Below are 26494 nucleotides of genomic sequence, written 5' to 3'. Positions count from 1 at the left end.
GCGCGCGCTAGACTGCGCCTCATGACCGATCTGACGACTGCACTTGCCTCGTTTGCCGCAGGGCCTGTTTCGACAACTGCGCAGGTGCGCCTTGTCACCTCTCTGTCCGTGTTAGACTGGCTTGCCGTCGGGCGGGCCGGTGCGGATGAGCCGGTGTCGCGGATCATCAGAGAGATGGTGCTGGCCGAGAACGGGGCGCAGCAGGCGCAGATATTTGGCGGCGGTGCAGCACCGTTGCGGGCTGCGGCGCTGGCGAATGGGGCGATTTCCCATGCGCTGGATTATGATGACACCCATTTCGCGCATATTGGCCACCCCTCGGTGGCGGTGCTGCCTGCTGTGTTGGCGCTGGCCGCCTGGGACGACAGGCCCATCGTCGATGTGTTAGAGGCTGCACTGGTGGGGATGGAGCTGTCTATCCGTATGGGCCTATGGCTGGGGCGCGCGCATTATCAGGCCGGGTTCCACCAGACTGCAACCGCCGGTGCCTTTGGCGCAGCCGCAGCCGCCGGGCGGTTGATGGGGTTCAACGCCGAACAGATGCGCCGCGTTCTTGGGCTGACGGCCACGCGCGCTTCTGGCTTGAAGGCGCAGTTTGGGACCATGGGTAAGCCATATAACGCGGGCCTAGCCTCTTCGACCGGGATTGAGGTTGCGCTGTTGGTGCAGCGCGGATTTGAACCGGCTGAGGATGCGCTGCTGGGTCCGTATGGGTTTGGCGCTACGCATCAGGGTGTCAATGACGCGGCGGCGGCCCTGGACGGTCTGGGCAACGAGTGGCTGTTTGAGGCCGTCAGCCACAAGTTTCACGCCTGCTGCCATGGCCTGCACGCCGCACTTGAAGCTGCGCGGCAACTGGACATCGCCGAGCCCGAAGTTGCTGAAATCAAGATAAAAACGCATCCACGGTGGATGAGCGTCTGCAATCAGCAGTCCCCCAAAACCGGGCTGGAGGCCAAGTTTTCCTATCGCGCGGTTATCGCGATGTCAGCGATGGGATATGACACCGCGTTGCCCGAGAGCTATTCGGAAAAACTGTTTGCCGACGCGCGGTTGCGGTCTCTGTGTGACCGTATCACCGTTGAGGCGGATGACAGCCTGTCTGAAACACAGGCCCATCTGACGCTGCTGCGCCGGAACGGTGCGCGGCGTGAGGCGAGTTACGATCTGTTGGCACCCATGTCACTTGCGGACCGTGAAGACCGGGTACGTGAAAAAGCAGGAAAACTGATCGGGGCGGATCAGGCCGATACGATCTGGTCCATGCTGCGCACCGGTGGGCGCGCAGTTGAGCTGTCAGAAAGGTTGAGCGCCTAGACCACGCGCCAATGCAGCGGGAAGCCGGGGTCAAACACTGTGACCGGGCCCTCATCACTGTCGATCTTTGAGGGATAGGCCACCGGGTCACCCTTGGTTAGCGTGATCGTCATCTCGTTCACAGGCATCCGGTAAAAGGCAGGACCATTGAGAGAGGTGAAACCTTCCAGTTCGTCCAGCGCGTTTTCACGGTCGAACATTTCAGTCACCAGAGACATGGTGTTGGTTGCAGTAAAGCATCCGGCGCAGCCACAGGCCATTTCCTTATTGGCGTCGGTATGGGGTGCGCTGTCCGTGCCAAGAAAGAACCGTGCATCACCCGAGGTTGCCGCCGCGAGCAGGGCCAGTCTGTGTTCTTCGCGTTTGGCCACGGGCAGGCAGTAGTAGTGCGGTTTAATGCCCCCAACTAGAATGTGGTTGCGGTTTATGATCAGGTGGTGGGCGGTGATCGTCGCGCCCAGATCGCTGTCATTGGCTTTGACATAATCGACGCCGTTTGAGGTGGTGATGTGTTCCATCACCACCCGCAGGCCGGGGGTCGACTTGCGGATCGGGTCGAGAACGCGGTCGATGAACACGGCTTCACGGTCGAAAATATCGACCTCGGCATTGGTGACTTCGCCATGAACACACAGTGGCAGGCCAATTTCGCCCATCTTCTCCAGTACCGGTCGTACACTATCAAAATCGCGCACGCCTGAGGCCGAGTTGGTTGTTGCCCCTGCCGGATAGAGCTTGACGGCTTTCACCAGTCCGCTGGCATGAGCGGCGGCAACATCATCTGCATCGGTATCTTCGGTCAGATACAGGGTCATCAGCGGCTCGAATTCCATGCCTTCGGGCAGGGCGGCCATGATCCGATCGCGATAAGCTGCGGCTTGATCGCCGCGCACAACGGGCGGCACAAGGTTTGGCATGATGATGGCGCGACCAAAATGGCGGGCGGTTTCAGGCAAGACAGCCTGCAGCATGGCGCCATCGCGCAGATGCAGGTGCCAGTCGTCGGGGCGGCGGATTGTAAGGCTCTCGGTCATGGCCCCCGGCTAGCACAGCGGCGGCGGGTGTAAAAGGCATACTGGAACCGCTGCGATAGCGTCGGAGGGCATCGAAAAACTTGCCATTCGCCTGATCTGCCGTAGCTCTGACCGGAACGTGGTCTTGACGGGCTGGGGCTGTCATGACCTGTTGGGCGCAGGGAAGAGGGAAGGATATGACGCAGGCAAATTCCATTGATGGGGTGCAAAATATGCTGGGCGCGCAAGGCTATGTTTGCGGGCGCGCGCTAGCTACTGTGGTGTTCCTATCGCTGAAACTCGGGCGGCCATTGTTTTTGGAGGGCGAGGCTGGCGTTGGCAAAACCGAGATTGCCAAGGCACTGGCCGCGAGCCTGAACCGACGTTTGATTCGACTGCAATGTTATGAGGGGCTGGACGCCTCGTCCGCGGTCTATGAGTGGAACTTTCCAGCGCAGATGGTGGCGATCCGCACCGCAGAAGCATCGGGTGGGGCCAACCGTGCTGCGCTGCAGGCCGAGCTGTTCTCGGATGAGTTTCTGATCGAACGACCGCTGTTGCAGGCCATGCGCCCCGATGAAAACGGCGCACCGGTTCTGCTGATTGACGAGCTGGACCGGACCGATGAACCTTTTGAGGCGTTTCTGCTGGAGGCGCTCAGCGATTTTCAGGTCACCATACCCGAGCTTGGCACTGTCGAGGCGCCAGAGCCGCCCGTGGTTATCGTGACGTCGAACCGCACCCGTGAGGTGCATGATGCCCTCAAGCGGCGTTGCCTCTATCATTGGGTCGACTACCCGGATTTTGAACGCGAAATCGAAATCCTGCAGGCCCGCGCACCCGAGGCCGCCCAGGCGCTGAGCCGCGAGGTTGTGGCGTTTGTACAGCGGCTGCGCACTGAGGACCTGTTCAAGAAACCCGGCGTTGCTGAAACCATCGACTGGGCGAAATGCCTGCTGGCGCTTGATGTCATAAATCTCAGCCCCGAGGTTATCGGCGACACGCTGGGCGCGATCCTCAAATATCAGGACGACATTCAGAAACTGCAGGGGTCTGATGCAAAGCGCATATTGGACGAAGCCAAAGCATCGCTGGAGCCTGTATGATAAGGCATCTCCGTACAGACAAGGGCGACCAGCAGACGGGCTCTGATGGCTGAACAACTGCCGCTGGATATCCCTGATCAGCCGAAGCTTTCGCAGAACATCACGCATTTTGCGCGGGCGTTGCGAAAGGCGGGGTTGCCGATTGGTACGGGGCGCGTTGTCGATGCGATCCGGGCGGTTGAGGCTGCGGGGTTTACCCAAAGGAGGGATTTCTACTGGACGCTGCATGCGTGCTTTGTCAGCAGGCCGGAACATCGCACGGTATTTGCTCAGGTCTTTCGGCTGTATTGGCGCGATCCCCGGTATCTGGAACATATGATGGCCATGATGCTGCCCGCCATTCGCGGCGTGCAGGAAGAACGGCAGGCGGATGCAGGTGAAAAACGCGCCGCGGAGGCGCTGTTGGACGGTATCGAACGCGATGTGCCGGACGTTGCCGAACAGGACGGCGAAAGCGAGATTGAGATTGACGCCACGCAAACGGCCTCTGGCGAAGAGCGCCTGCGCAATCTTGATTTTGAGCAGATGAGCACGTCGGAAATGGCGCAGGCCAAACGCGTTCTTGCGCGATTGCAGCTGCCGGTCGAGCCCATCAACTCGCGGCGCACACAGTTCAGCCATCTGGGTCATCGCATTGACCGAGCAAGAACCTTGCGTGCTGCAATGCGACAGGGCGGAGAGATACATCAGATTGCCCGGATGCAGCCCAAACCCCGCTGGCCCAATCTGGTGGCCCTGTGTGACATCTCCGGATCGATGAGCCAGTACAGCCGCATCATCCTGCATTTCCTGCACACGGTGTCGAATGCCAAAGGTGCAGGCTGGGCCAAGGTCCACGCCTTCACGTTTGGAACGCGCCTGACCAATATCACGCGCCATCTGCATCAGCGCGATGTGGATGCGGCACTCGCCGCCGCAGGGGCAGAGGCGCAGGATTGGGAGGGCGGCACCCGCATCGGCGATTGCCTGCACCAGTTCAATCGGGACTGGTCGCGCCGGGTGATGGGGCAGGGCGCCGTTGTTCTGTTGATCACCGATGGTCTAGAACGGGGCGCGCCTGAGCAGTTGGGGAAAGAGATCGAGCGTCTGCATCTGTCGTCGCGTCGGCTGATCTGGCTCAACCCGCTGCTGCGTTGGGATGGCTTCGCGCCCAAAGCACAGGGCGTTCTGGCGATGCTGCCGCATGTCGACAGCTTTCGTGCCGGTCATTCGATCGCCTCGCTCGAAGATCTGGCGACGGTGATCTCAAAGCCCGACGATCAGGGAGAGAAAGCGCGGTTACTGGCCGCGCTTTCCGCCTGAGATTTACCCAAGCTGCTTCTGGTTGCACTCCCGCGCCATTTCCATGGCTTTGTATGTGCCGGTCAGATCAACGGTGAAGGCAAATTCCTTTTCCGGGAACACGACCATGACCTTTTGCTTGGCAATATCTTCGGCGAATTGCGGGTCATCCGACAGAACATAACCGCCCGAATAGCCCTTGGTGATATTGCCTTTCATCCCCGTGGCTTCGCCCACATAGATATTGTCACCCAGCAAGATGGCGACGGCCTCTTTCTCACCGCGTTTGATATTGGTCTTGGCCTTGGTAAAGACCCCGACATAGCCCACGCCGCGATCCTCGGTCAGGCCCATCTGGACGACATTCTCGGCATCGTCGACCGCTTCGATCAGGCAGGATTTCTTTTCATTGTCGATGAAGACTTTCCATCCTTCGACCTCGCCGTAGCGTTCGAAGGTATCAGCCCAAACGGCGGTCGACGCCAAAAGTCCTACTGCTGTTCCCAGTGCAAGAATACGTTTCAACTCTCCGTCTCCATGATGAAATTTTTCTGATATGCGGCTGCGGAAATATGCCGCGCGCAGCGACAGGCTATTGCCTGACGTCGATACAATCAATCCTTCGACTATTTGAATGGTATGTTGGCTTGACGCTCTAAAGCCGGTTGTTTTGTCTGCCATTTGTGCCGGGTTCGCTTTTCATTGCGTCAATCCTGCTTATGTTGATGCTCGACAAGCCCGGAGGTTTTCATGCAGCGATTCGACAACAGTCCCGAGACGGCGTTGGACTGGCACCGCAAGGGCACCGGTGCGGCGCTTGCGACGGTCGTCGAAACCTGGGGCAGCGCACCGCGCCGGGTAGGTTCGCAGCTGGTCATCAGCGGCGATGGGCGCATCGAAGGCTCGGTTTCGGGGGGATGCGTTGAAGGGGCTGTGATTGTCGAAGCGTTGGAAGCCATCGATGAGGGCGACGCGCGATTGCTTGAGTTTGGGGTCAGTGATGAGGACGCCTTTGCCGTTGGTTTGGCCTGCGGCGGCACGATCCGGGTGCTGGTCGAACCCGTGGGGTCCGTGCTGCCCGAACCGATGCTGGCCGAGTTGGTTGCGGCCCGCGCCCAGCGCGAGGCGATCGCCTATGAGGTGAATACCGACACCGGGCATCGTGCCCTGCGCCGCAATGCCTATACCGAACGGTTGCGCATGGACCGGTCCGGGTTCGAGCCGGACGGGAAGACATTTGTGGCGGTTCACAACCCTCCGCTTCGGCTGGTGGTCGTTGGGGCGGTGCATATTGCGCAGGCGTTGGTGCCAATGGCGCGGATTGCCGGGTATGATCCGGCCATTGTTGACCCGCGCGAAACCTTTGCGTCCGATACGCGGTTCCCCGGTGAGACTGTGCTGACTGACTGGCCGGATGAGGCCATCGCAAAGCTGGGCCTGGATGCACGCACCGCAGTTGTGCTGCTGACCCACGATCCAAAGCTCGATGATCCGGCGCTTGAGGCGGCTCTGAAGGCCGATGTGTTCTATATCGGCGCGCTGGGGTCGACCCGCACACATGCCAAACGTGTCGAGCGTATGGTGCTAACCGGGTTTGATCAGGACCAGATTGACCGCATTCATGGCCCCGTGGGTCTGGATATCGGCGCGGCCGGGCCGTCAGAGATTGCCGTTGCGATCCTCGCACAGATGACGGCGGTGCTGCGGGGCAAGGCATGAAGTTTGGCCCGGTCCCGGTCACCCAGGCGCAGGGGGCGATCCTTGCGCATTCGGTCAAGGTTAATGATCGCAAGCTGCGTAAGGGGCTAGAACTGACCTCCGAGCATATCGCCCTGCTGCAACAGGCCGGTCATGCTCAGGTGATCGTGGCAAGGCTGGAGCCCGGTGATTGTCACGAAGATGACGCCGCCCAGCAACTGGCGGCGGCCCTGTCCTCGGACCCGCAGCGCGCAAATCTGCGTGTCACCGATCCCTTTACGGGCCGGGTTAACCTGCTTGCGGACGGCCCGGGCGTCGCCGTTCTGGATGTCGATGCGCTGCGTCAGCTGAATCTGGTCAACCCGATGATTACCGTTGCAACCGTCCCTCAGCACCAGCAGATGGGAACGGGCGGGATGGTGGCCACGATCAAAGTCATTTCTTACGCGGTGTCCGAAGCGGATGTGGTTCAGGCGGCAAATCTGGCGCGAGATTCGATTCAACTGGTGACGCCTGTGTTCCGCACCGCCTGCCTGATCGTGACCGATATTCTAGGTGGTCCTGCAAATGACAAAGGGATCGCGGCAATACGCGCCCGTGTCGAAGCGTTGGGGATGGCACTGTGCGATGTGCAGGTCGTTGCCCATAACGAAACCGATCTGGCGGGGGCGATATCCGCATCGCAGGGCGATGTTGTTCTGATCCTCACCGGCTCGGCAACTTCGGATATCAACGACGTTGCGCCAGCTGCGGTACGTGCGGTTGGTGGCGCGGTTGATCGGTTTGGCATGCCGGTCGACCCCGGTAATCTGTTGTTTATTGGTGCGCTTGAAAATCGCCCGGTCATCGGTCTGCCGGGATGCGCCCGGTCACCTGCCTTGAATGGGGCAGACTGGGTTCTGTCGCGCGTTGCTTGCGGCATCGCTGTGACAAGCGAAGACATTGCGGGCATGGGGGTGGGTGGATTGCTTAAGGAAATCCCGACCCGGCCTCAGCCGCGCGCTGCCAAACGAAAATGACGCTGCGGCAGATTTGACGACTGGGACAATCGACATAAATTCTAATGATTGCGAGGCGCCGGGCTCTTGAGAATCACGAAATATTTTTGTTCTCAAACGAAAATTCCCGTGTTTAACTTGCCGTAATCAAAACATGTGAACTGGGAGGAACTCATGACACAGGTCTCAATGACCGTGAACGGAAACCCCGTGAGCGGTGACGTCGAAGGCCGGACTTTGCTGTCCAGCTTTCTGCGTGAACACCTGTCGCTGACTGGCACACATGTGGGATGTGATACCGCGCAATGCGGTGCTTGCGTCGTGCATGTAAACGGTGAGGCAATCAAATCCTGCAATATGCTGGCGCTTGAGGCTGATGGGGCCGAGGTTGGTACGATTGAGGGTCAGGCCAATGCGGACGGATCGCTGAATACCATCCAGCAGGCGTTTCAGGATCATCACGGCCTGCAATGCGGGTTTTGCACTCCGGGCATGGTGATGAGCGCCGCCGCGCTGTTGAAGGACAACCCGCGCCCGACCGAGGCCGAGATACGCAAATACCTCGAAGGCAACCTGTGCCGCTGTACCGGGTACCACAACATCGTCAAGGCGATCATGGCCGCGTCAGGTCAGGATACCAGCAGCATCGCCGCTGAATGATGCCACTGCGGGCGTGAGGAGGACGCCCGTGGGATGACAGAGGATGCGCCAGCATCCGTTTATGGGAGGAGAACAAGCAATGCCCAAAGACAGTGGCATCGGAGCCAGTTCCAAGCGTCGCGAGGACGTGCGCTTTTTGACCGGAGCGGGCAATTATACCGACGATATCAACGTACAAGGTCAGGCCTATGTCCATTTCCTGCGCTCGGATATTGCGCATGGCCGGATCAACAGCATCGACACCTCGGCTGCCGAAGGTATGCCCGGCGTCGTCAAGGTTTTCACCGGTAAGGATTTCGAGGGGGTTGGAGGCATTCCCTGCGGCTGGGAGGTCACGGACCGCCATGGCGCACCGATGCAAGAGCCCGCGCACCCCATTCTGGCGCAGGGCAAGGTTCGGCATGTGGGCGATCCGATTGCGGCTATTGTCGCGGACAGCCTAGAACAGGCCCGCGACGCAGCCGAGGCCATCGATCTGGACATCGAAGAGCTGCCCGCCGTTATGGATATGAAAGCCGCGGCCCAGGACGGGGCAACGCTGGTTCATGACGATCTCAAAAACAATATCTGCTATGATTGGCATCTCGGCGAAGCTGACAATGACAAAGTCAACGAGGTCTTTGCCAATGCGGCCCACGTGACCAAACTAGATCTGGTCAACAACCGTCTTGTCGCTAATCCGATGGAGCCGCGGGTTGCTGTGGCCGAATATAAACGCGGGACCGAGGAGTACACGCTCTATACCACTTCGCAGAACCCGCACGTGATCCGCCTGTTAATGTGTGCCTTCGTGCTAGGCCTGCCTGAGCATAAGGTGCGTGTGGTGGCCCCGGATGTGGGGGGCGGTTTCGGAACCAAAATCTTCCACTATGCCGAGGAGGCATTCTGTACCTTCGCAGCCAAGGCATGCAACCGTCCGATCAAATGGACGTCGAGCAGGTCAGAGGCATTCATGTCAGATGCCCATGGCCGCGATCATGTCAGCACGATCGAGCTGGCACTGGATGCGGACAACAACTTTGTTGGTTTGCGCACGGATACCTACGCCAATTTGGGCGCCTATCTCTCGACCTTCTCCAGCTCGGTTCCAACTTGGTTGCATGGCACTCTGATGGCAGGCAACTACAAGACACCGGTGATTCAGGTGAATGTAAAGGCGATGTTCACCAACACGGTGCCTGTGGATGCCTATCGCGGTGCCGGACGTCCCGAGGCGACCTATCAGCTGGAGCGTGTGATCGACAAGGCCGCGCGCGAGCTAGGGGTCGATCCGATTGCCCTGCGCCGTCAGAATTTTGTCACCCAGTTCCCTTACGACACGCCGGTGGCGCTGACTTATGACACCGGGGACTACAACGGAACCATGGACAAGCTGGAGGTTGCTGCCGATCTGGCCGGTTTTGCCGCCCGTCGTTCGCAGAGCGAGACCAATGGCAAGTTCCGGGGGCTGGGCATCAACTGTTATATTGAGGCCTGCGGTATTGCCCCGTCCAATATCGTTGGCATGCTAGGGGCCCGCGCGGGTCTCTATGATGCAGCGACCGTGCGGGTGAACGCCACAGGCTCGATCAGTGTCATGGTCGGCGCGCACAGCCATGGGCAGGGGCATGAGACTGCCTTTCCCCAAGTGGTGGCCGACATGATCGGCATCGACGAGTCGATGGTTGAGATCGTGCATGGCGACACCTCGAAGATCCCGTTCGGCATGGGCACCTATGGCTCGCGCTCGCTGGCGGTCTGTGGCTCGGCCATGGTGAAGGCCGCCGAGAAGGTGATCGACAAGGCCAAGAAGATCGCGGCCCACCTGCTGGAGGCCTCTGAGGCTGATATCGAGCTGAAGGACGGACAGTTCAGCGTTGCCGGGACCGACAAGTCGGTGGCCTGGGGCGATGTAACCCTGACTGCCTATGTACCGCATAACTATCCACTGGAGGTCGAGCCAGGACTGGAAGAAACCGCGTTTTATGACCCGGCTAACTTCACCTATCCGGCCGGTGCCTATGCATGCGAAGTAGAGGTCGATCCGGAAACCGGTCAGGTGAGCATCGAAAAGTTCACGGCGGCGGATGATTTCGGCAATATCATCAATCCGATGATTGTCGATGGTCAGGTGCATGGCGGCATTGGTCAGGGTATCGGACAGGCGCTGTTGGAAAACTGCGCCTATGACGAAGATGGCCAGCTGCTCAGCGCGTCGTATATGGATTATGCCATGCCACGTGCGGATGATGTGCCGTTCTATGGTGTGGATCATTCCAGCCAGACACCTTGTACGCACAACCCGCTGGGCGTCAAAGGCTGCGGTGAGGCCGGCGCGATCGGGTCGCCGCCCGCTGTGGTCAATGCGGTGCTGGATGCGTTGAATTCGGGGGGCAAGTCGATCGATCACCTTGACATGCCCATGAGCCCGTCGCGTGTCTGGGCCGCCATGAACAGCTGAGATGAGGTTGGGCGCGAGGGGCCAGCCCCTCGCGCTTTTAAAAGTATTAATCGCCAGATGAAGGGCGGACCTGCGCCTTTCGGAAAGGAAACGAAATGTACAATTTCGAGTTTGAAAGACCCTCGACCATAGCGGATGCAGCTGCAGCGCTTGGGGGAGAGGACGCACAGGCGCTTGGGGGTGGCCAGACGCTGATCCCCACGCTGAAACAGCGCTTGGCGGCGCCCTCGACGCTGGTCAGCCTGAGCGGGATTCCCGATATGCAGGGTGTGTGTGTCGAAGATGACGGTTCACTGGCCATCGGTGGCGCGACACCCCATGCCACGGTGGCGGCTGAGGCGGCTGCTGCTTATCCGGCCCTGGCCGATCTTGCGGGGCATATTGGTGATCCCGCGGTCCGTAATCGCGGAACGATTGGGGGGTCGCTTGCCAACAATGATCCGGCGGCGTGCTATCCGGCGGGGGCGCTGGCGTCTGGCGCGACGATTGTGACTAACACTCGTCAGATTGCAGCGGACGACTTCTTTCAGGGCATGTTTACAACGGTGCTGGATGAGGGAGAGATTATCACAACCGTAAAGGTCCCGGTTCCCGAAGCGGCCAGCTATCAGAAATTCCTGCAGCCCGCGTCACGCTTTGCTCTTGTCGGGGTATTTGTCGCGCGCTTTGCGGATGGCGTGCGTGTTGCGGTCACCGGCGCCAGCGAAGACGGTGTCTTTCGGTGGTCCGAAGCAGAAGAGGCATTGAACAAAGAGTTCCGGCCCGATGCGCTGATGGATTTGCGGGTTAATCCAACGAATATGATCGGGGATCTGCATGGCAGCAAAGAATACCGCGCCCACCTTGTGGGTGTCATGACCCGGCGCGCTGTGCAGGCCTGCCTGTAAGCAACTGATCAACGCGACAACAAGCCCCGGACATTTGTCCGGGGCTTATTCTGTGCGGCGAATCTTCGGCAGGGGTGGTGCCCGCCAATATGCGCCAGTGTTCTCTCTTATGGTGCGATACGCCTCGACGCGTTCCCGCGCAGCCTCACCATTCGCAGAATAGAGATGCCCCAGCAGACATTCCAACACAGCCATTGCACCGGAATAGCTGGAAAAATGATGCTGTGACCGCGTGCTGATTCTCAGTATGACGTCGGGCTCCAGCCCGGGGGCGATGACTTCGCTATCCGACAGAAGCACGATGCGGGCACCCCGCTTTCGCGCAAAGCGCATCGATTGGATGGTGTCGGCGGAGTAAGGATGAACGGTCATCGCAAACAGGCAATCCGTTTCATCAGCCTCTAGCAGATCATCAATGGCCGACCCCATATGCCGTGGGACCAGCTGTAGCCCTGGATGGGCCATCCGGCCCGCATAGTGAAAGTAATACGCCAGCGCATAGCTGGCGCGCGTTGCCGTGACAAAACAGCGTTTGGCGGAGGTCATCAGGGTCACCGCTTGCCTGATCTTCTCGGGCTCGCTAAGGCGCAGAGAGCGGGTGACGACATTGATCTCATTGCGGGCAAAACCGGCCTGCGACGCGGCAAAGCTGTCGCCATCTGCCATTCTGTTCAGCCAGTCCTGGCCAAGCTGATCTTCGCGATCCGTGACGAGGTCCCGACGGAACGGGCGGCGGAACGCTTCGAAACCTGCAAAGCCAAGGTGGTGGGATAGTCTAACAAATACATTTGTGCTGACGCCGACCTTTTCGGCGCTGACCCTGATGGCGTCGATCCCGAAATCGGCAGGATGATCGATGATGTATTTGCTTGCGGCCTGAAGCTGCGCGGGCAGGGTGTCAATCTCGCGCCGCAGCTGGTCAATGAGGTCTTTTGTCGTTGGCGTCATATGAAAAGAAAAACATATGTTTTTAAAATGGTAAATGAAAAACGAGACGGGAGCAGATTAAGTCAAACCCTGATTGTGGAGGTCGTGTAATGTCCGACAGGCATCAACAGAAAGACGGGGGACTGGATCGTTTGCCGTATATTCTCGTTGCACCAAACGGCGCGCGCAGGGGGCATGAAGACCATGCCAGCCTGCCGATCACCGTTGAAGAAATCGCAGCTACCGCCGCCGCTTGCCATGCGATGGGTGCGCAGGGGGTGCATCTGCATGTCCGGGATAAGCAGGGAACGCATTCGTTGGACGCGGGGCGGTATCGTGAGGCAATCGGAGAAATCAGGCACGTCGCACCATCGATGGATATTCAGATCACGACTGAGGCAGCGGGCCTGTTTGGCGTACAGGCGCAGTACGACTGCTTGCAGCAGGTGCAACCTGAATGGGCCTCAATCTCTGTGCGCGAGATCGCGCGGGTGCCCGAGATGGCCGAGGGGGTCTATGGCCTGTGCTCGGATCAGGGAACGCGTGTGCAGCACATTTTGTACGATAGGGCCGATGCAGAGCTGCTGTCTGATTGGCAGCGGGACGGGACGGTGCGTACCACTCAGGTGGATCGCCTGCTGGTCCTCGGGCGGTATGCGGCGGGGCAGGAATCCACGCCCGAGGATCTGGAGCAGTTTCCGGCGCCAAACTCGTCCTGGATGGTGTGCGCATTTGGGGCGCAGGAACACGCCTGTTTACGCGCGGCTGCACGGCGCGGCGCAGATGTTCGTGTCGGATTTGAAAACAGCCTGACACGCTCAGATGGCAGGCCATGGGCCGACAATGCGGCCTCGGTTGCTGCACTGGTCGAACGACTGAAGGGACAATGAGATGAGCCATGTTTTTCCCCGTCATACCCGAGCTGAACTGCCCGTCGTTGCGGGCGGAGATGGGTGCTATCTGATTGATTCAGAAGGAAAACGGTATCTGGATTGCGGTGATGCTGCGGTGTCATGCCTTGGCCACTCAAACCCCGCGGTGATCAGAGCGGTGCAGGATCAGGTTGCGCAGATCGCCTTTGCGCACACAGGTTTCATGACCTCGGAGCCAGCCGAGGCGCTGGCAGATTTGCTGGTCCAACGCGCGCCCGAAGGTTTGGATCGGGTCTATTTCGTTTCCGGTGGGTCCGAAGCCACCGAGGCGGCAATCAAGCTGGCGCGCCAGTATTTTCTCGAGATTGGTCAGCCTCAAAGGCGCCGCGTGATCGCACGGCGTCAGAGTTATCACGGGAACACGTTAGGAGCGTTGTCAGCTGGCGGCAATGCGTGGCGGAGGGCACAGTTCGCGCCGATGCTAATTGAGATGACGCATATCGCGCCCTGCTATGAATATGCAGAGAAACCGGAAGGCGAGAATAGCTTTGACTATGGTCAGCGCGTTGCGAATGAGCTTGAAGCGGAAATCCTGCGGCTGGGCCCGGACGAAGTCATGGCCTTCATCGCCGAGCCGGTTGTTGGCGCAACGCTTGGGGCTGTTCCGGCCGTAGATGGGTATTTCCGGCGCATCCGCGAGATTTGCGATCAGTACGGCGTATTGTTGATCCTGGATGAGGTGATGTGCGGGATGGGGCGCACGGGGCATCTGTTTGCCTGCGATCATGACAAGGTTTCGCCCGACATTCTGTGCATCGCCAAGGGGTTGGGGGCGGGATATCAACCCATCGGCGCGATGATGTGCTCGGGCCAGATCTACGATGCGGTGCGGGACGGATCTGGTTTCTTTCAGCACGGCCACACCTATATCGGCCACCCGGTGGCCACTGCGGCGGCCCTGGCTGTTGTGCAGCAATTGGTTTCGAACGATCTGCCCGCACGTGCGCGCCGCATGGGTGCGGTACTGCAACTAAAACTTGAACAGACATTCGGGCAGCACCCAAGTATTGGCGACATCCGGGGGCGAGGCCTGTTCCGCGCGATTGAGTTAGTGGCTGACCGCCAGACACGGGCACCGTTCGATCCGGCATCGGGTGTTGCGGGAAAGATCAAGAAAACTGCGTTTGCTGAGGGTCTGATCTGTTATCCTATGTCGGGTACACGTGATGGCAGACGCGGGGATCACGTTCTGCTTGCACCGCCATTTATCATCGAAGAGGCGCAGATTGAGGAGCTGGTTTCAAAGCTGGCAAAAGCAGTTTCGGCGTCATTGCCCGACTGACAAAGATTGCCCGCGCCTGTGCCAAAAACAAAAGAACCCCGCCAGATCATCTCTGACAGGGTTCGCATTCCGATACCGTGTAGGCATTATTTTTGAGGAAGCGGGCCGATCATCATGATCATCTGGCGGCCTTCCATCTTGGGCATGTTCTCAATCTTCCCAAGTTCCTTGACGTCTTCGGCCACACGCTCAAGCAATTCACGGCCGAGATTTTGGTGCGCCATTTCGCGGCCACGGAACCGCAGGGTAACTTTAACCTTGTCGCCGTTTTCCAGAAACTTGAACACGTTGCGCATTTTCACGTCGTAGTCGTGCGTATCGGTGTTGGGCCGGAATTTGACCTCTTTCACCTCGATGATCTTTTGTTTCTTGCGGGCTTCGCTTTCGCGTTTCTGCTGTTCGTATTTAAACTTGCCAAAATCCATGATTTTGCAGACCGGTGGGTTCGCGTTGGGCGAAATCTCAACCAGATCAAGGCCAACATCGGCTGCCATCTGCATGGCCTTCGCGGGATGAACCACTCCGACATTTTCACCTTCGGCGCCAATCAGGCGAATTTCGGGAGCACGAATCTTGTCATTGACGCGCGGGCCGGTATCTCGTTGCGGCGGCGCGTTGTGAGGTCTGCGGGCTATGGGTTCATTCCTTTGATGATTGCAGAATTTCGAGCCCGGAATTTAGACTGACCCGCGCAGTGTTTCAAGCATCATAAGCACGGAAATACCTGATTTTCGCGGGTTTCAGTAAACTATGCCGGCCCTGGGCGGTTCCCGGGCCGGCAAAAAGGTTCAGCCAACAAAGGCCTTTTCGACAACGAACTCTTTTGGTTCAGAGTTTGCGCCTTCGCGCAGGCCGAATTCTTCGAGGATCGCTTTGATATCATGGTTGAAGGCAAGGCTGCCGCAAACCATCGCTCGATCAGTTTCGGCCTGAATGCCGCCGTCGATACCCAGATCCGCAAAAACGGTGCCGTCTTTAAGCAGCTCGGTGATGCGGCCCATCTTGGGGCTCTCTTCCCGGGTGGTGGTCGGATAGTAGCGTATCTTGTCCGCGAAACCTTCGCCCATCAGTTCTGCCAGCATTTCGTCCTGACGGATGTCTTCGATCAGCTGACGGCCATACTCCAATTCGGCCACTTCGCGGCAGGTATGGGTGATGATGACCTCATCATAGTCTTCATAGGTCTGCGGTTCGCGCAGCAGCGAGGCAAACGGTGCAAAACCGGTGCCGGTGGCAAAGAACCACAGACGTTTGCCGGGCAGCAGGGCGTCATGCACCAGCGTGCCAACCGGCTTGGGCCGCAGGATGATCTGATCACCGGGTTTGATATGCTGCAGCTTCGAGGTCAACGGGCCATCCTGAACCTTAATCGAGTAAAACTCGAGCTCTTCGTCCCAAGACGGCGAGGCGATTGAATAGGCGCGCAGAAGCGGTTTGCCATTGTCGCCCAGAAGGCCAATCATCACAAACTCGCCCGAGCGGAAACGCAGCGAGGCGGGGCGCGAGACCTTGAACGAGAACAGACTGTCCGTCCAGTGTTTGACATCTGTTACGGTCTGCGCATCAGGCAGAACGGGGGCCTTCACGGCGGTTGCTTCGGTCACGGGTTTCATCTCTGTCATCGTTTCACTATCGGTTGTTTAACCGACATCTCCGTTTAATCATTGATCCAAGTCAGGAAAAGGGGCGCGATGCCCCTTATTTCATCACAAGCTGGCGAGTGGCGGGATCAGCCGCGCAGGCGGGCCTGATAGTTGTGGTCTTTCCAATCGGCGCGGGCCATCCATTGGTCTTCGGGTTGGCGTGTGGCAAGTGCGTCGTCGATCTCGACCTCGTCAAACCCACTGCGGCGTGCCATTGCATATTGGTCGGCCAGAACATGTCCTTTGGCCCGCAGGCGACCAGTATAGCCTTTCAGGCGCAGGGTACGCGCAATGGTAAAGCCCCGGCCATCCGCAAATGACGGGAAATCCACCCGCACCATCTGGGCGCTGCCCAGACGGTCAATCAAGTCGTCCGGGTCTGTGTCCGAGGCCACATCCAATGCAACCACGTCATTGGCTGCATCTTCCAGTGTGACATAGCCATCGGTCCAATCGTCGGGGGCGAAGCCTTCGTCTGTTACGATTACGTTCATGTTGTTTCTCCATCGCGGATCATTTTGCCGTCAACAAAATGGATGCCACATTCTTCTTTATTTTGTTCGCGCCAGCGTCCGGCGCGGGGGTCTTCGCCCTCTTTGACCGGCGAGGTGCAGGGCGCACAGCCAATCGAAGGGTATCCTTTGGCCACCAGCGGGTGCCGGGGCAGGTTGTTTTCATCCATGTAGGTGCGCACATCCTCGGGCGCCCAATGGGCCAGCGGGTTGACTTTGATCCGGCCTGTACCGTCCTCAACCTCAAAAAACTCAAGCGCCGCGCGAGAGCCCGATTGAAACCGTTTGCGCCCGGTGATCCAGCCGCAATACCCGGTCAATGCCCGTTGCAGCGGAAAGGTCTTGCGCAGGTTGCAGCAGGCATCCGTATCGCGCAGGTGCAGTGCGCCGTAAGGGTCGTCGCGCTCAACATCTTCGTCATCTGCGTGGATGATGTTGACGTTGGTCAGGCCCAGGCGTTCGCCGACCTCGTGCTGATACTCCAGCGTTTCGGCAAACAGCATCTGCGTGTCGATGAACAGGACAGGCGTAGCCTTGTCGACCACGGCCGCCATATGCAGCAACACCACGGATTCCGCCCCAAAGCTCGAGACCAGCGCCAGCGCGTCGATCTCGTGGATCGCTCCGTGCATCACATCATGCGCACTGTGATGGCGGAACCGGGCATTAAGCGCGTCGACCTTTTCGGTCAGTTCCGCGCGGTCAGCACCCAGCTCCGTCTGGATCAGATCAAGCGGCATTCGCCTGTGCCTCGGGGTAGAGGGCTGCCTTGAACGGTGCCATACCAACGCGACGGTAGGTCTGCAGGAAAGTCTCGTCGGCGCTGTCGCGCTGTTCCAGATAGGTTTCCACGATACGCTCAACGGCTGGTACGATCTCGTCATAGGCAAAGCCCGGACCCGTGCGGTCGCCGATCGCAGCCGTCTCGGTACCGTCGCCGCCCAGAGTGATCTGATAGTTCTCGACGCCTGCACGATCCAGACCCAGAATACCGATATGGCCCACGTGATGGTGACCACAGGCGTTGATGCAGCCCGAGATCTTGATCTTCAGATGGCCGATATCATGCTCCAGCTTGAGGTCTTCGAAACGGGTTGCGATTTCCTGCGCAACTGGGATCGAGCGAGCCGTTGCCAGCGCACAGTAGTCCATGCCGGGGCAGGCGATGATGTCGCTGATCAGGCCGATATTGGCAGTGGCCAGTTCGTGTTCTTTCAGTTTGGCGTGGATCGCGGGCAGGTCCGATTTATGGACATGCGGCAGGATCACATTCTGCTCGTGGCTGATGCGCAGCTCGTCATAGGCGAACTCTTCGGCCAGATCGGCCATCACGCGCATCTGTTCAGCTGTCGCGTCACCCGGTGTCGCGCCGTGCTTCTTGATCGAGATCGTGACAATCGCGTGGTCCGCATTCTTGTGCGGCGCGATGTTGGTGTCGACCCATGCACGGAAGACCGGATCGTTGGTATAGGTGCCTTCGAACGACGCGACCGAACCCCCACGGAAGGCGGGCGGTGCAAAGTGGCCCTTGATCTCTTCCAGAAGCTTCATGTCAGCGCCCTTGAATTGTGGGCGGGTTTGCAAAAAGCGCTCATTAACCTTGGCGCGGATCGTGTCGATGCCGTTCTCATGCACGGTGATCTTGATACGTGCTTTGTATTTGTTGTCGCGGCGGCCGATCTGGTTCCAGACGGACACGGTGGCTTCGAGATAGGCCAGAAGGTCGTCAAAGGCGACGAATTCGGACAGCTCTTTGCCGATCATCGGCGTGCGGCCAAGGCCACCACCTACGATTACACGGGCCCCCAGAACGCCATCACGCTCGACCAGTTGCAGGCCGATATCGTGCGCCTTGATCACGGCACGGTCATTTTCCGAACCGGTGATTGCGATCTTGAACTTGCGCGGCATGAACTGGAATTCCGGGTGGTCGGTCGACCACTGGCGCAGCAGTTCTGCATAGGGGCGCGGGTCAGCGACTTCATCCGCGGCGGCACCGGCGAAATGGTCAGCGGTCACATTGCGGATCGTGTTGCCAGAGGTCTGGATGGCATGCATGCCAACCTCGGCAAGCGCGTCCAGCATATCCGGTACGTCGTTCAGCTTGGGCCAGTTGTACTGGATATTCTGACGAGTGGTGAAATGACCATAGCCTTTGTCCCACTTTTCGGCCAGCAGGGCCAGTTGGCGCATTTGTGCGCTGGACAAGGTGCCGTAAGGGACGGCGACCCGCAGCATATAGGCGTGCAGCTGCAGATAGAGGCCGTTCATCAGGCGCAGAGGTTTGAATTCGTCTTCGGTCAGCGACCCGTCAATGCGGCGCTCTACCTGGGCGCGGAACTGTGCGTTGCGCTCTGCCAGAAATTCGTGATCAAATTCGGAGTAGCGATACATGTCTAGCTGTCCTTAGTTGCAGCCCCGAAACCCTGGGGCCTTGAAAAGGGAAGAGAGGATTGGGCCTGAAGTCAGGCCCGAGGTTGCGGGGAAGTTTCCTGTTTGCCATGGGCATAGTTGGACGGGCCGGTGCGGCGGAAATCTTCACGAAAGTGGGTGGGTTCGGGGCCATTCTCGCCAGCGACGGCATCGGCCAGATAAGCGCCGACGATTGTGTTGGCCTGACGTGACGCATCCAGCAGACGAACCTGCGCATGGGCTTCGTCGGTGATCAGCTCGGCCTCTGACAGATCGCGCGACCAGCGGTCATCTTCGGTCTGATAGATTACGTCGCCTTCCAGCAGGTCGTTGGCGGTGACAACTTTGGGAGTAAAAGCGCGGGCCATCAGGCAAGCTCCTTTTTGAATTCGGTGGCGGCCTTGGTCGCGTGGCGCGGTGCGAGGCCATAAAATGTCAGGGCGGGGCCGCCGAACTCGGCGGCAGTCAGATCGCCTGGCAATTGATCCAGGGTGGTCGACAGAATGCGCTGTTCAGGGCGCGAGGCGTTTTCGATCACGGTGACAGGTGTTTTGCGGTCCGCACCATGCATGATCAGGCGGCCCTGTATGAAACGGGCGGATTTCTTGCCCATATAGATGGCCGCAACAGAACCGGCGCGGGCCAGTGCAGCCCAATCGTGATCGGCAAAGCCTTTCATGTCGTGACCGGTCAGCAACCGCACCGACGAGTTGCGCCCGCGCCGCGTCAGGCTTTGGCCGATCTCGGCAACGGCGGCGGATGCGGCGGTGATACCCGGAACGATGCTCCACGAAATACCGGCTGCGTCCAGCGCATCGATCTCTTCGTCCAGACGTCCGAAAATGGTCGCATCCCCGGATTTCAACCGTACGACGCGCTGCCCCTTCAGGGCGAAGCTGACCAGCAATGCGTCAATATCTTCCTGTTTCCACGACGGGCCGAAGCCGGCTTTGCCAACGTCAACCAGCTGGGCAGACGCGCCGGCCAGCTCGAGAACGGCATCGCTAATCAGGCGATCATGCAGCACAATGTCCGCGCGCTCGAACGCAGTCAGCGCTTTGAGGGTCAGCAATTCGGGATCGCCGGGTCCAGCGCCGACAAAATCGACGTGTCCTGCTGCTCCGTATGTTTGCGTATCCTGCATCAGAATGCCTTGGCTGTTGTTTGACTTGACTTGCAATATAGGAAATATTCCCGGTATTGCGCCATATATCCCGACAAATAAGAACGCATGTTCTATATCGAGCGCGGGGTGGAACGGTGGTTTTGAATTGGAAGGAATCTTGGAATGTCAGTGCGAATAGACGGCACGGATCGGAAAATTCTGGCCGAGTTGCAGCGCGACGCCAGCCAGTCGCTGGACGAAATCGCGGCCAGAGTCGGCAGTTCTAAGACCCCGGTCTGGAATCGTATTCGCAAGCTGAGGGGCGCTGGTGTAATCGGTCAGCAAACCGTGCTGCTGGATGCCGAAGCACTTGGGTTTGAGGCGACTTTTTTCGTGTTGATCAGAACGTCTGAACATGAAGCAGATTGGCAAAGACGTTTTCTGAAAGCGCTGCGTGACCGGCCCGAAGTGCAGGAGGCGCACAGGTTGGCCGGTGACATCGATTATATCCTCAAGGTGCGTGTCAAAAACGCCCGTGCCTACGACGCTTTTTATCAAACGCTGATAACCGAAGTGCGGGTCCATAACGTGACCGCGCTGCTGTCGATGGAAGAGATCAAGTCGACCACAATGCTGCCTCTGAATGCATTGTCCGAAGACTAAACAGGCTGACCTGATCAGATGTCCACGATCAGCTTGGTCAGGCCGTGAAAATGGTAGCTGTCTGAATAGCTGGGCATCCCGGCCAGACGCAGATCAGGGCAACGATCAAATAAGATCGGAAGCGCGATACGCATCTCGAGGCGCGCCAGCGGAGCGCCGACACAGAAATGCAGGCCTCCGCCAAAGCTGGTGTTGGTTGTGATCGCGCGGGTCGGGTCGAAACGTGCGGGCGCGCTCCATACAGATGGATCGCGATTGGCGGCGCCCAACAGCAACGCCACCTGGTCCCCGCGAGCAAAACTGTGCCCGAACAGCTCAACATCTTCATATGCATAGCGTGTGAACATGTGCAGCGGTGGGTCAAACCGCAGAATTTCCTCGATGGTACAGTCCAGTGCCTCGGGCACCAACGCCTCTGGGCCGATCCCGGTTTGCAAAAGCGTCTTCAGACCATTGCCCAGCGCATGTACCGTCGCTTCGTGCCCGGCATTCAAAAGCAGAATGCAGGTCGCGATCAACTCATCGCGCGAGAGCTTGTCGCCATCCTCTTCCGCGGCAATCAACCGGGTTATCAGATCGTCGCGTGACTCTTTGCGGCGTTGTCGGATGTAGTCGTCGAGAAAGTCAGTAAACTCTTGCGATGACCGGGCTGCTGTCTCTTCAGTCTCGCGCGTGCGTCCTGTTTGGTACATCGCCACCATGTCGTGGGACCAGCGGAGCAGATGTGGCGCCATCTCTTCTGGCACGCCAAGCAGGCGGCAGATCGTTATCACCGGGATCTGTGTGCAATAAGCCTCCAGCACATCAAAAGAGGGGCCTGTAAACTCATCAATCAACTCATGGCACAGGTTCGCAATGGATGGGCTCAGCGCGGTGATGGCGCGCGACGTAAAGGCGCGCAGGACCAATGAACGCAGCCTGGTATGGCGGGGCGGCTCCGCCTCGAGCAATGAGTTATGTTCGACCATCAGCCACGGTGCCAGGTGACTTGGTCCTTCAACGGTCAGCTCCGGTGGTATCTCACGACCAAAGCGCCGATCCCGAAACAGCGTCTGCACCGCACAATGAGAAACCGCCGCAGGCACTCCATAGTCTTCCCAGAAGACAAGATCGCCAAAGCTGCGCGCCCTATCATAAAAGGGGTAGGGGTCTTGCGCAAAGGTCGGGTCTGTGGGCGACTGGCAAAGTGTTTTCATGCGGCGCAGACTTGCCATGGCGCGCGCTGAATGCAAGACCGATCTCTGATGCAACGATTTTGGATCATCGCTGGATATCTCATTGCGGTCGCGCTGTTGTCGGCCGTTGTCTGGTCGTATGGCTATCGGCAGGCCCTGACGCAGCTAAGCGAAAAGGCCGAGGCAGATCTGGCGCTTGCCTCAGATGGGCTGAGCTCTCAGTTGCAGGTCTATCAGGAGCTCGCTGTTCTGATGGCGGATCACCCGGTCTTGCGGCAGCTTGATGATCCGTCGAACAGGCAGGCGGTGCAGGCCCTGTTGCTGGAAGTCGCCGACAAAACAGCAGCCGTTGATGTGATTTACGCGGATGCCAACGGACAGGTTCTTGCTGCGGCGCACGACGTTGTGCAGGGCAGTATTCGTGATCACCCGGCGTTCGAGCGTGCCATGCACGGCGCTTTGGGCAGCTCGCATGGTGTGCTGTCAGGTGCGCGAAATCGTATCTATTCCTACGCCGCCCCTTCATTTGGTCCTGATGGGCAGATCATCGGCGCGCTGATGGTCATTGCTGATATGGAAGACGTCGAAAGCGCATGGCGCGGCAGCACCGAGGCCGTCTTTTTTGTCGATGAGACAGGTCTTGTCTTTATCACCAGCCGGTCAGAATTGTTGTTCTGGCAGCGACGTGATGGCCAAACGGGGCTGACGCCCCCGGATGGGGTTGCCGTTGATTTCTCTTCGGGTCGGTTGGGGCCACACAATCTGTGGCGTATCGGGTGGGGGCCGTACCTGCCGGCGCGGGCACTGCATTTGACGCGCGAGTTGCCGGTGATTGGAATGACCGGAGAGGTTTTGATGGACGTCGCCCCTGCGCGCCGACTGGCCGCGTCGCAGGCTGCCGCAGTGGCGGCGATCTGTTTGGCATTTGGTGCGTTGTTATATCTGGCGACGGAACGACGCCGCACTCTGGCTGACGCCAATGCGGTTTTGGAAAGCCGTGTCGCGCAACGGACGCGCGCATTGACCGCTGCCAATGTCGCGCTGCGCCGCGAAGTCGCCGAACGGCTTGAGGCTGAGGCCGCGCTTAAGCGTGCCCAGGCGGATTTGGTTCAGGCCGGTAAGCTGAGCGCGCTGGGGCAGATGTCTGCGGGGATCAGTCATGAATTGAACCAGCCTCTGATGGCGATCCGGCAGTATGCAGATAATGGTTCCGCATTTCTTGATCGGGGCAGCAATGAAAAAGCCACCGAAAATCTGGAGCGAATTTCGGACATGGCTGTCCGCATGGCGCGTATCATCAAGAACCTTAGGTCCTTTGCACGCAACGAAAGCGAGCCGATGGGCAAGGTTGATCTGGTTGAGGTCATCAATACCGCGATCGAGCTGACTGAGGCACGATTGCGCGCCGATAACGTGAAGCTGGATTGGCAGCCCGACGATGATCCTGTCCATGCATGGGGTGGCGAAGTGCGTTTGGTGCAGGTCTTTGTGAACCTGATCAACAACGCCGCAGATGCCATGAGCCAGCAGGACGAACGGCAAATCCGCATCGCAATCAACAAAGGTAAGCGGCTGACCGTGACGGTGCAGGACATCGGGCCCGGTATCGAGAATACGGAAAAGCTGTTTGAACCCTTTTATTCGACAAAAGCCGTGGGATCTTCGGAAGGGATGGGCCTCGGGCTGTCGATCTCATATGGTCTTGTGCAAAGCTTTGGTGGCAATATCCGCGGGTCGAACACCCAGCAAGGCGCGATGTTCACTGTTGAGCTGGAGTACTTCACAGAAGGCAAAGTCGCATGATCCGTAAGGTGCTTTTGGTCGATGACGATGCTGCCGTGCGCGAAGCGTTGTCGCAGACGCTGGAACTGGCGGACTATGCCCCGGTGGCCGCCAGCTCATTTGTCGCCGCAAAAAATCACATAAATGCCGATTTCCCCGGTGTTATCGTCTCGGATATCAGAATGCCGGGGCGCGACGGATTTCACCTTTTGTCTTATGCGCAGGAGGTCGACCCCGAACTGCCCGTGATCCTTCTGACCGGAGAGGGCGACATACCAATGGCGGTTCAGGCCATGGGAAAAGGGGCCTTCGACTTTCTGGAGAAACCTTGTGCCGCCGCCGATCTGCTATCCGTGCTCGACCGTGCCTTTGCCGCCCGTGGCGATGTTGTCGCACAACGCGCGCTCAAAACCGAGCTGGAGCGAGGTGATCCTGCGGCGCGGATGCTGTTTGGCCTTTCCGCTCAGGCCGAAGAGATGCGCGAGCGCGTGCGCAGTGTGGCGCCCACCGATGCTGAGGTTTTGGTAACCGGCCCGCCCGGCAGCGGTATCTCTAAGGTCGCTGAAGTGATCCACCTGATGTCACCGGTCGGGCAGGGGCCGTTTGTCAAACGACCTGCAGCCCGTTTGACCCCGGAAGAGTTGTGGCGCGTATGCACCGATGCGGCGGGGGGATCGCTGTTTCTGGACGAAGTGTCCGCAATGCCCGAAGATACGCAGTATTCAGCGCTGGAGTTGATCGAGCAGGGCAGCGGGATACGCATCATTGCAGGAACTACCGCTGATCTGGCGGAACTGTCGTCTCAGGGACGGTTTCTTGCTGATCTGTTCTACAGGCTGGATGTGATGCGTGTCCGCATCCCTTCGCTTGCTGAGCGGCCCGAGGATATCCCGGTGATTTTCAAGCACTATGTGGCACAAGCTGCGGAGCAGGCGGGCATCGCGCAGCCTGAGATAAGCTCGGAACATCTGGCGTCGCTCATGGTTGGCGACTGGCCGGGAAACGCAAGGTCGCTGATGTCTGCCGCGATGCGCTTTGTGCTGGGTATGCCCGAAGAAGTCTCGCGGGCCAGTGATCTTGGTCTGAGCGAGCAGATGGCCCGAGTTGAGCGCTCTCTTTTGATAGCCGCGCTGGGGCGGCATAACGGCAAAGCCGCCGACGCGGCCAAGGCGCTCAAGCTGCCCCGTAAGACACTCTATGATAAGCTCGCGCGGTATCAGATCCGGCCCGAGGACTATCGCAGGTGAGGGACCGCGTGGTGCGAGGCGGCGTGATGGCAAGGGCAGCGCTGCCAGCCCTATCACCTTGTATTTAAGCGATTCGTAGTTGCGATTCGAAAAATGTGCGGAATCTCGCACAAATGTCGGCGGGCGCGTGCGGAATTCCGCACACCGCCTGGGTGCATCTTAAGCGGTGTTCGAGATAAACCTATATAAAACTCTGAAATTAATGACAAATAGGCAATTCTCGCGAATCTGGTGCAAAAGGTTGAGCGACCGGGCCCGATTCGGTTCACTGCCCGCTATGTGACGCTGTTTTGGCGTCCGGGAAGAATTTCCAAGGAAGTCTGGGAGGAAAAGACTGATGAAATTCCTGACAACGGCTGCAACTGCGGTTGCTCTGACTGTAACTGCGACGGCTGGTTTTGCGGCTTGTGACGATGGTGAGATCGTCGTCAAGTTCGCGCATGTCACCAACACCGACAAACACCCCAAGGGTATTGCTGCCTCTTTGCTGGAACAGCGCGTGAATGACGAGATGAACGGCGTCATGTGTGTTGAGGTGTATCCGAACTCGACCCTCTACAACGACGACAAAGTGCTCGAGGCGATGTTGCAGGGCGACGTTCAGCTGGCGGCCCCGTCGCTTTCGAAATTCGAAAAGTTCACCAAGCAGTTCCGTCTGTTCGACCTGCCATTCATGTTCAAGAACATCGAAGCGGTCGACGCGTTCCAGGCCTCGGCTGAAGGTCAGGCGATGAAAGACAGCATGCAGCGTCGCGGTCTGCAGGGGCTGGCCTTCTGGCACAATGGCATGAAGCAGATGTCGGCTAACAAACCCCTGGTTGATCCATCCGATGCAGATGGCCTTAAGTTCCGGGTTCAGTCCTCGGACGTTCTGGTTGCACAGATGGAAGCCATCGGCGGCAGCCCGCAAAAGATGGCGTTCTCGGAAGTCTATGGCGCGCTGCAGCAGGGCGTTGTGGACGGACAGGAAAACACCTGGTCGAACATCTACGGCAAGAAGTTCTTCGAAGTGCAGGACGGCATCACCGAGACCAATCACGGTATAATCGACTATCTGGTCGTGACATCGGTGGACTGGCTGGACAGCCTTGATCCTGAGGTCCGTGATCAGTTCACGACCATTCTGGCCGAGGTGACAGAGACCCGGAACAAAGAAGCCTTTGCGGTGAACGAAGCGGCCAAAGCATCGATCACCGATGCGGGCGGTATCATTCGCGATCTGAACCCCGAGCAGCGTCAGGCCTGGGTCGACGCGATGAAACCGGTTTGGGATCAGTTTGCAGGCGATGTTGGTCAGGACAAGATCGACGCCGCACAGGCGATCAACGCCGGGTTCTGAGCCGTTTTGCAGACTGCGTCGTCCGGGGGACTGGGGAGTTACGGACGCGCAGCTCAGGCGGGCCGAATGAGGCCC

General features: G+C 58.8%; 24 protein-coding genes and 1 pseudogene. 14 read left to right on the top strand and 11 right to left on the bottom strand.

Annotated elements, in window-relative coordinates:
• Positions 1–21 precede the first annotated feature (21 nt).
• Entirely contained in the window at positions 22–1317 is a 1296-nt protein-coding gene (locus tag ACR0I7_RS05410; protein WP_480509173.1) for an MmgE/PrpD family protein, read from the top strand.
• On the opposite strand, the gene pyrC is transcribed toward ACR0I7_RS05410, so the two are convergent.
• Positions 1314–2351, bottom strand: coding sequence for a dihydroorotase (pyrC, locus tag ACR0I7_RS05405; protein ID WP_480509171.1), 1038 nt, complete (start codon positions 2349–2351; stop codon positions 1314–1316). The genes ACR0I7_RS05410 and pyrC overlap by 4 nt on opposite strands.
• A gap of 176 nt (positions 2352–2527) precedes the next feature.
• On the opposite strand from pyrC, the gene ACR0I7_RS05400 reads away from it, so the two are divergent.
• Both ACR0I7_RS05400 and ACR0I7_RS05395 read left to right on the top strand, forming a co-directional pair.
• Entirely contained in the window at positions 2528–3436 is a 909-nt protein-coding gene (locus ACR0I7_RS05400; RefSeq protein ID WP_480509169.1) for an AAA family ATPase, read from the top strand.
• A gap of 45 nt (positions 3437–3481) precedes the next feature.
• Entirely contained in the window at positions 3482–4738 is a 1257-nt protein-coding gene (locus ACR0I7_RS05395; protein WP_480509167.1) for a vWA domain-containing protein, read from the top strand.
• 3 nt (positions 4739–4741) lie between these two features.
• On the opposite strand, the gene ACR0I7_RS05390 is transcribed toward ACR0I7_RS05395, so the two are convergent.
• Complete coding sequence (locus ACR0I7_RS05390) at positions 4742–5242, bottom strand: hypothetical protein (RefSeq protein WP_480509165.1); 501 nt, start codon at positions 5240–5242, stop codon at positions 4742–4744.
• 225 nt (positions 5243–5467) lie between these two features.
• Here ACR0I7_RS05390 and ACR0I7_RS05385 point away from each other — a divergent pair, with 225 nt between their 5' ends.
• From ACR0I7_RS05385 to ACR0I7_RS05365, 5 genes are all read left to right on the top strand, one after another.
• Positions 5468–6436, top strand: a complete 969-nt coding sequence (locus tag ACR0I7_RS05385; RefSeq protein WP_480509163.1) for an XdhC family protein — start codon at positions 5468–5470, stop codon at positions 6434–6436.
• Entirely contained in the window at positions 6433–7434 is a 1002-nt protein-coding gene (locus tag ACR0I7_RS05380; protein ID WP_480509161.1) for a molybdopterin-binding protein, read from the top strand. The genes ACR0I7_RS05385 and ACR0I7_RS05380 overlap by 4 nt, the downstream gene beginning before the upstream one ends.
• 153 nt (positions 7435–7587) lie before the next feature.
• Positions 7588–8073: a (2Fe-2S)-binding protein gene (locus tag ACR0I7_RS05375; RefSeq protein WP_480509159.1), complete on the top strand. Its 486-nt coding sequence runs from the start codon at positions 7588–7590 to the stop codon at positions 8071–8073.
• 79 nt (positions 8074–8152) lie between these two features.
• Positions 8153–10513, top strand: a complete 2361-nt coding sequence (locus tag ACR0I7_RS05370) for a xanthine dehydrogenase family protein molybdopterin-binding subunit (RefSeq protein WP_480509157.1) — start codon at positions 8153–8155, stop codon at positions 10511–10513.
• 95 nt (positions 10514–10608) lie between these two features.
• On the top strand, positions 10609–11400 hold the full coding sequence (locus ACR0I7_RS05365; RefSeq protein WP_480509155.1) for an FAD binding domain-containing protein: 792 nt from the start codon (positions 10609–10611) through the stop codon (positions 11398–11400).
• 45 nt (positions 11401–11445) lie between these two features.
• On the opposite strand, the gene ACR0I7_RS05360 is transcribed toward ACR0I7_RS05365, so the two are convergent.
• Positions 11446–12348, bottom strand: coding sequence for a MurR/RpiR family transcriptional regulator (locus tag ACR0I7_RS05360; RefSeq protein WP_480509153.1), 903 nt, complete (start codon positions 12346–12348; stop codon positions 11446–11448).
• 89 nt (positions 12349–12437) lie between these two features.
• On the opposite strand from ACR0I7_RS05360, the gene ACR0I7_RS05355 reads away from it, so the two are divergent.
• Together ACR0I7_RS05355 and ACR0I7_RS05350 are read left to right on the top strand one after the other, a co-directional pair.
• A complete protein-coding gene (locus ACR0I7_RS05355) occupies positions 12438–13217 on the top strand; it encodes a beta-keto acid cleavage family enzyme (RefSeq protein ID WP_480509151.1) in 780 nt (259 codons plus the stop codon).
• 1 nt (position 13218) lies between these two features.
• Positions 13219–14541 (top strand): aspartate aminotransferase family protein, encoded by a 1323-nt coding sequence (locus ACR0I7_RS05350; RefSeq protein WP_480509149.1) that lies wholly within the window; start codon positions 13219–13221, stop codon positions 14539–14541.
• A gap of 86 nt (positions 14542–14627) precedes the next feature.
• Here ACR0I7_RS05350 and infC read toward each other — a convergent pair whose 3' ends face one another.
• The 7 genes and pseudogenes from infC to cobA form a co-directional block, all read right to left on the bottom strand.
• A complete protein-coding gene (gene infC / locus ACR0I7_RS05345) occupies positions 14628–15089 on the bottom strand; it encodes a translation initiation factor IF-3 (RefSeq protein ID WP_480509718.1) in 462 nt (153 codons plus the stop codon).
• 240 nt (positions 15090–15329) lie between these two features.
• On the bottom strand, positions 15330–16163 hold the full coding sequence (locus ACR0I7_RS05340; RefSeq protein ID WP_480509147.1) for a ferredoxin--NADP reductase: 834 nt from the start codon (positions 16161–16163) through the stop codon (positions 15330–15332).
• Positions 16164–16270: 107 nt separating this feature from the next.
• The gene (locus tag ACR0I7_RS05335; RefSeq protein WP_480509145.1) at positions 16271–16678 is read right to left on the bottom strand and encodes a DUF934 domain-containing protein; all 408 of its coding nucleotides are present in this window, start codon (positions 16676–16678) and stop codon (positions 16271–16273) included.
• Positions 16675–17436, bottom strand: a complete 762-nt coding sequence (locus tag ACR0I7_RS05330) for a phosphoadenylyl-sulfate reductase (protein WP_480509143.1) — start codon at positions 17434–17436, stop codon at positions 16675–16677. Before ACR0I7_RS05330 ends, ACR0I7_RS05335 begins: the two co-directional genes overlap by 4 nt.
• Positions 17426–19090: a nitrite/sulfite reductase gene (locus ACR0I7_RS05325; RefSeq protein ID WP_480509141.1), complete on the bottom strand. Its 1665-nt coding sequence runs from the start codon at positions 19088–19090 to the stop codon at positions 17426–17428. The genes ACR0I7_RS05330 and ACR0I7_RS05325 overlap by 11 nt, the downstream gene beginning before the upstream one ends.
• Before the next feature lie 71 nt (positions 19091–19161).
• Positions 19162–19476, bottom strand: coding sequence for a DUF2849 domain-containing protein (locus ACR0I7_RS05320; RefSeq protein WP_480509139.1), 315 nt, complete (start codon positions 19474–19476; stop codon positions 19162–19164).
• Positions 19476–20261 (bottom strand): annotated as a pseudogene (gene cobA, locus ACR0I7_RS05315) (uroporphyrinogen-III C-methyltransferase); the annotation flags it as partial. The gene ACR0I7_RS05320 and the pseudogene cobA, both read right to left, overlap by 1 nt.
• A 135-nt stretch (positions 20262–20396) precedes the next feature.
• Between cobA and ACR0I7_RS05310 the strand changes: the two are divergent.
• Complete coding sequence (locus ACR0I7_RS05310) at positions 20397–20876, top strand: Lrp/AsnC family transcriptional regulator (RefSeq protein WP_480509137.1); 480 nt, start codon at positions 20397–20399, stop codon at positions 20874–20876.
• A 14-nt stretch (positions 20877–20890) separates the two neighbouring features.
• Here the strand turns inward: ACR0I7_RS05310 and ACR0I7_RS05305 are convergent, their stop codons facing one another.
• On the bottom strand, positions 20891–22072 hold the full coding sequence (locus ACR0I7_RS05305; protein WP_480509135.1) for a cytochrome P450: 1182 nt from the start codon (positions 22070–22072) through the stop codon (positions 20891–20893).
• A 48-nt stretch (positions 22073–22120) separates the two neighbouring features.
• Between ACR0I7_RS05305 and ACR0I7_RS05300 the strand changes: the two genes are divergently transcribed.
• The 3 genes from ACR0I7_RS05300 (at position 22121) to ACR0I7_RS05290 (ending at position 26419) form a co-directional block, all read left to right on the top strand.
• The gene (locus ACR0I7_RS05300) at positions 22121–23854 is read left to right on the top strand and encodes a sensor histidine kinase (protein WP_480509133.1); all 1734 of its coding nucleotides are present in this window, start codon (positions 22121–22123) and stop codon (positions 23852–23854) included.
• Positions 23851–25080, top strand: a complete 1230-nt coding sequence (locus ACR0I7_RS05295; RefSeq protein ID WP_480509131.1) for a sigma-54-dependent transcriptional regulator — start codon at positions 23851–23853, stop codon at positions 25078–25080. Before ACR0I7_RS05300 ends, ACR0I7_RS05295 begins: the two co-directional genes overlap by 4 nt.
• Before the next feature lie 337 nt (positions 25081–25417).
• Positions 25418–26419 carry a DctP family TRAP transporter solute-binding subunit gene (locus tag ACR0I7_RS05290; protein ID WP_480509129.1) on the top strand — a complete coding sequence of 334 codons (1002 nt, stop codon included), beginning with the start codon at positions 25418–25420 and terminating at the stop codon, positions 26417–26419.
• The last annotated feature ends 75 nt before the right edge of the window (positions 26420–26494 follow it).

This window comes from Ruegeria sp. AM1 (genome assembly GCF_056540745.1).
This window is presented reverse-complemented; position numbering and strand designations above follow the sequence as displayed.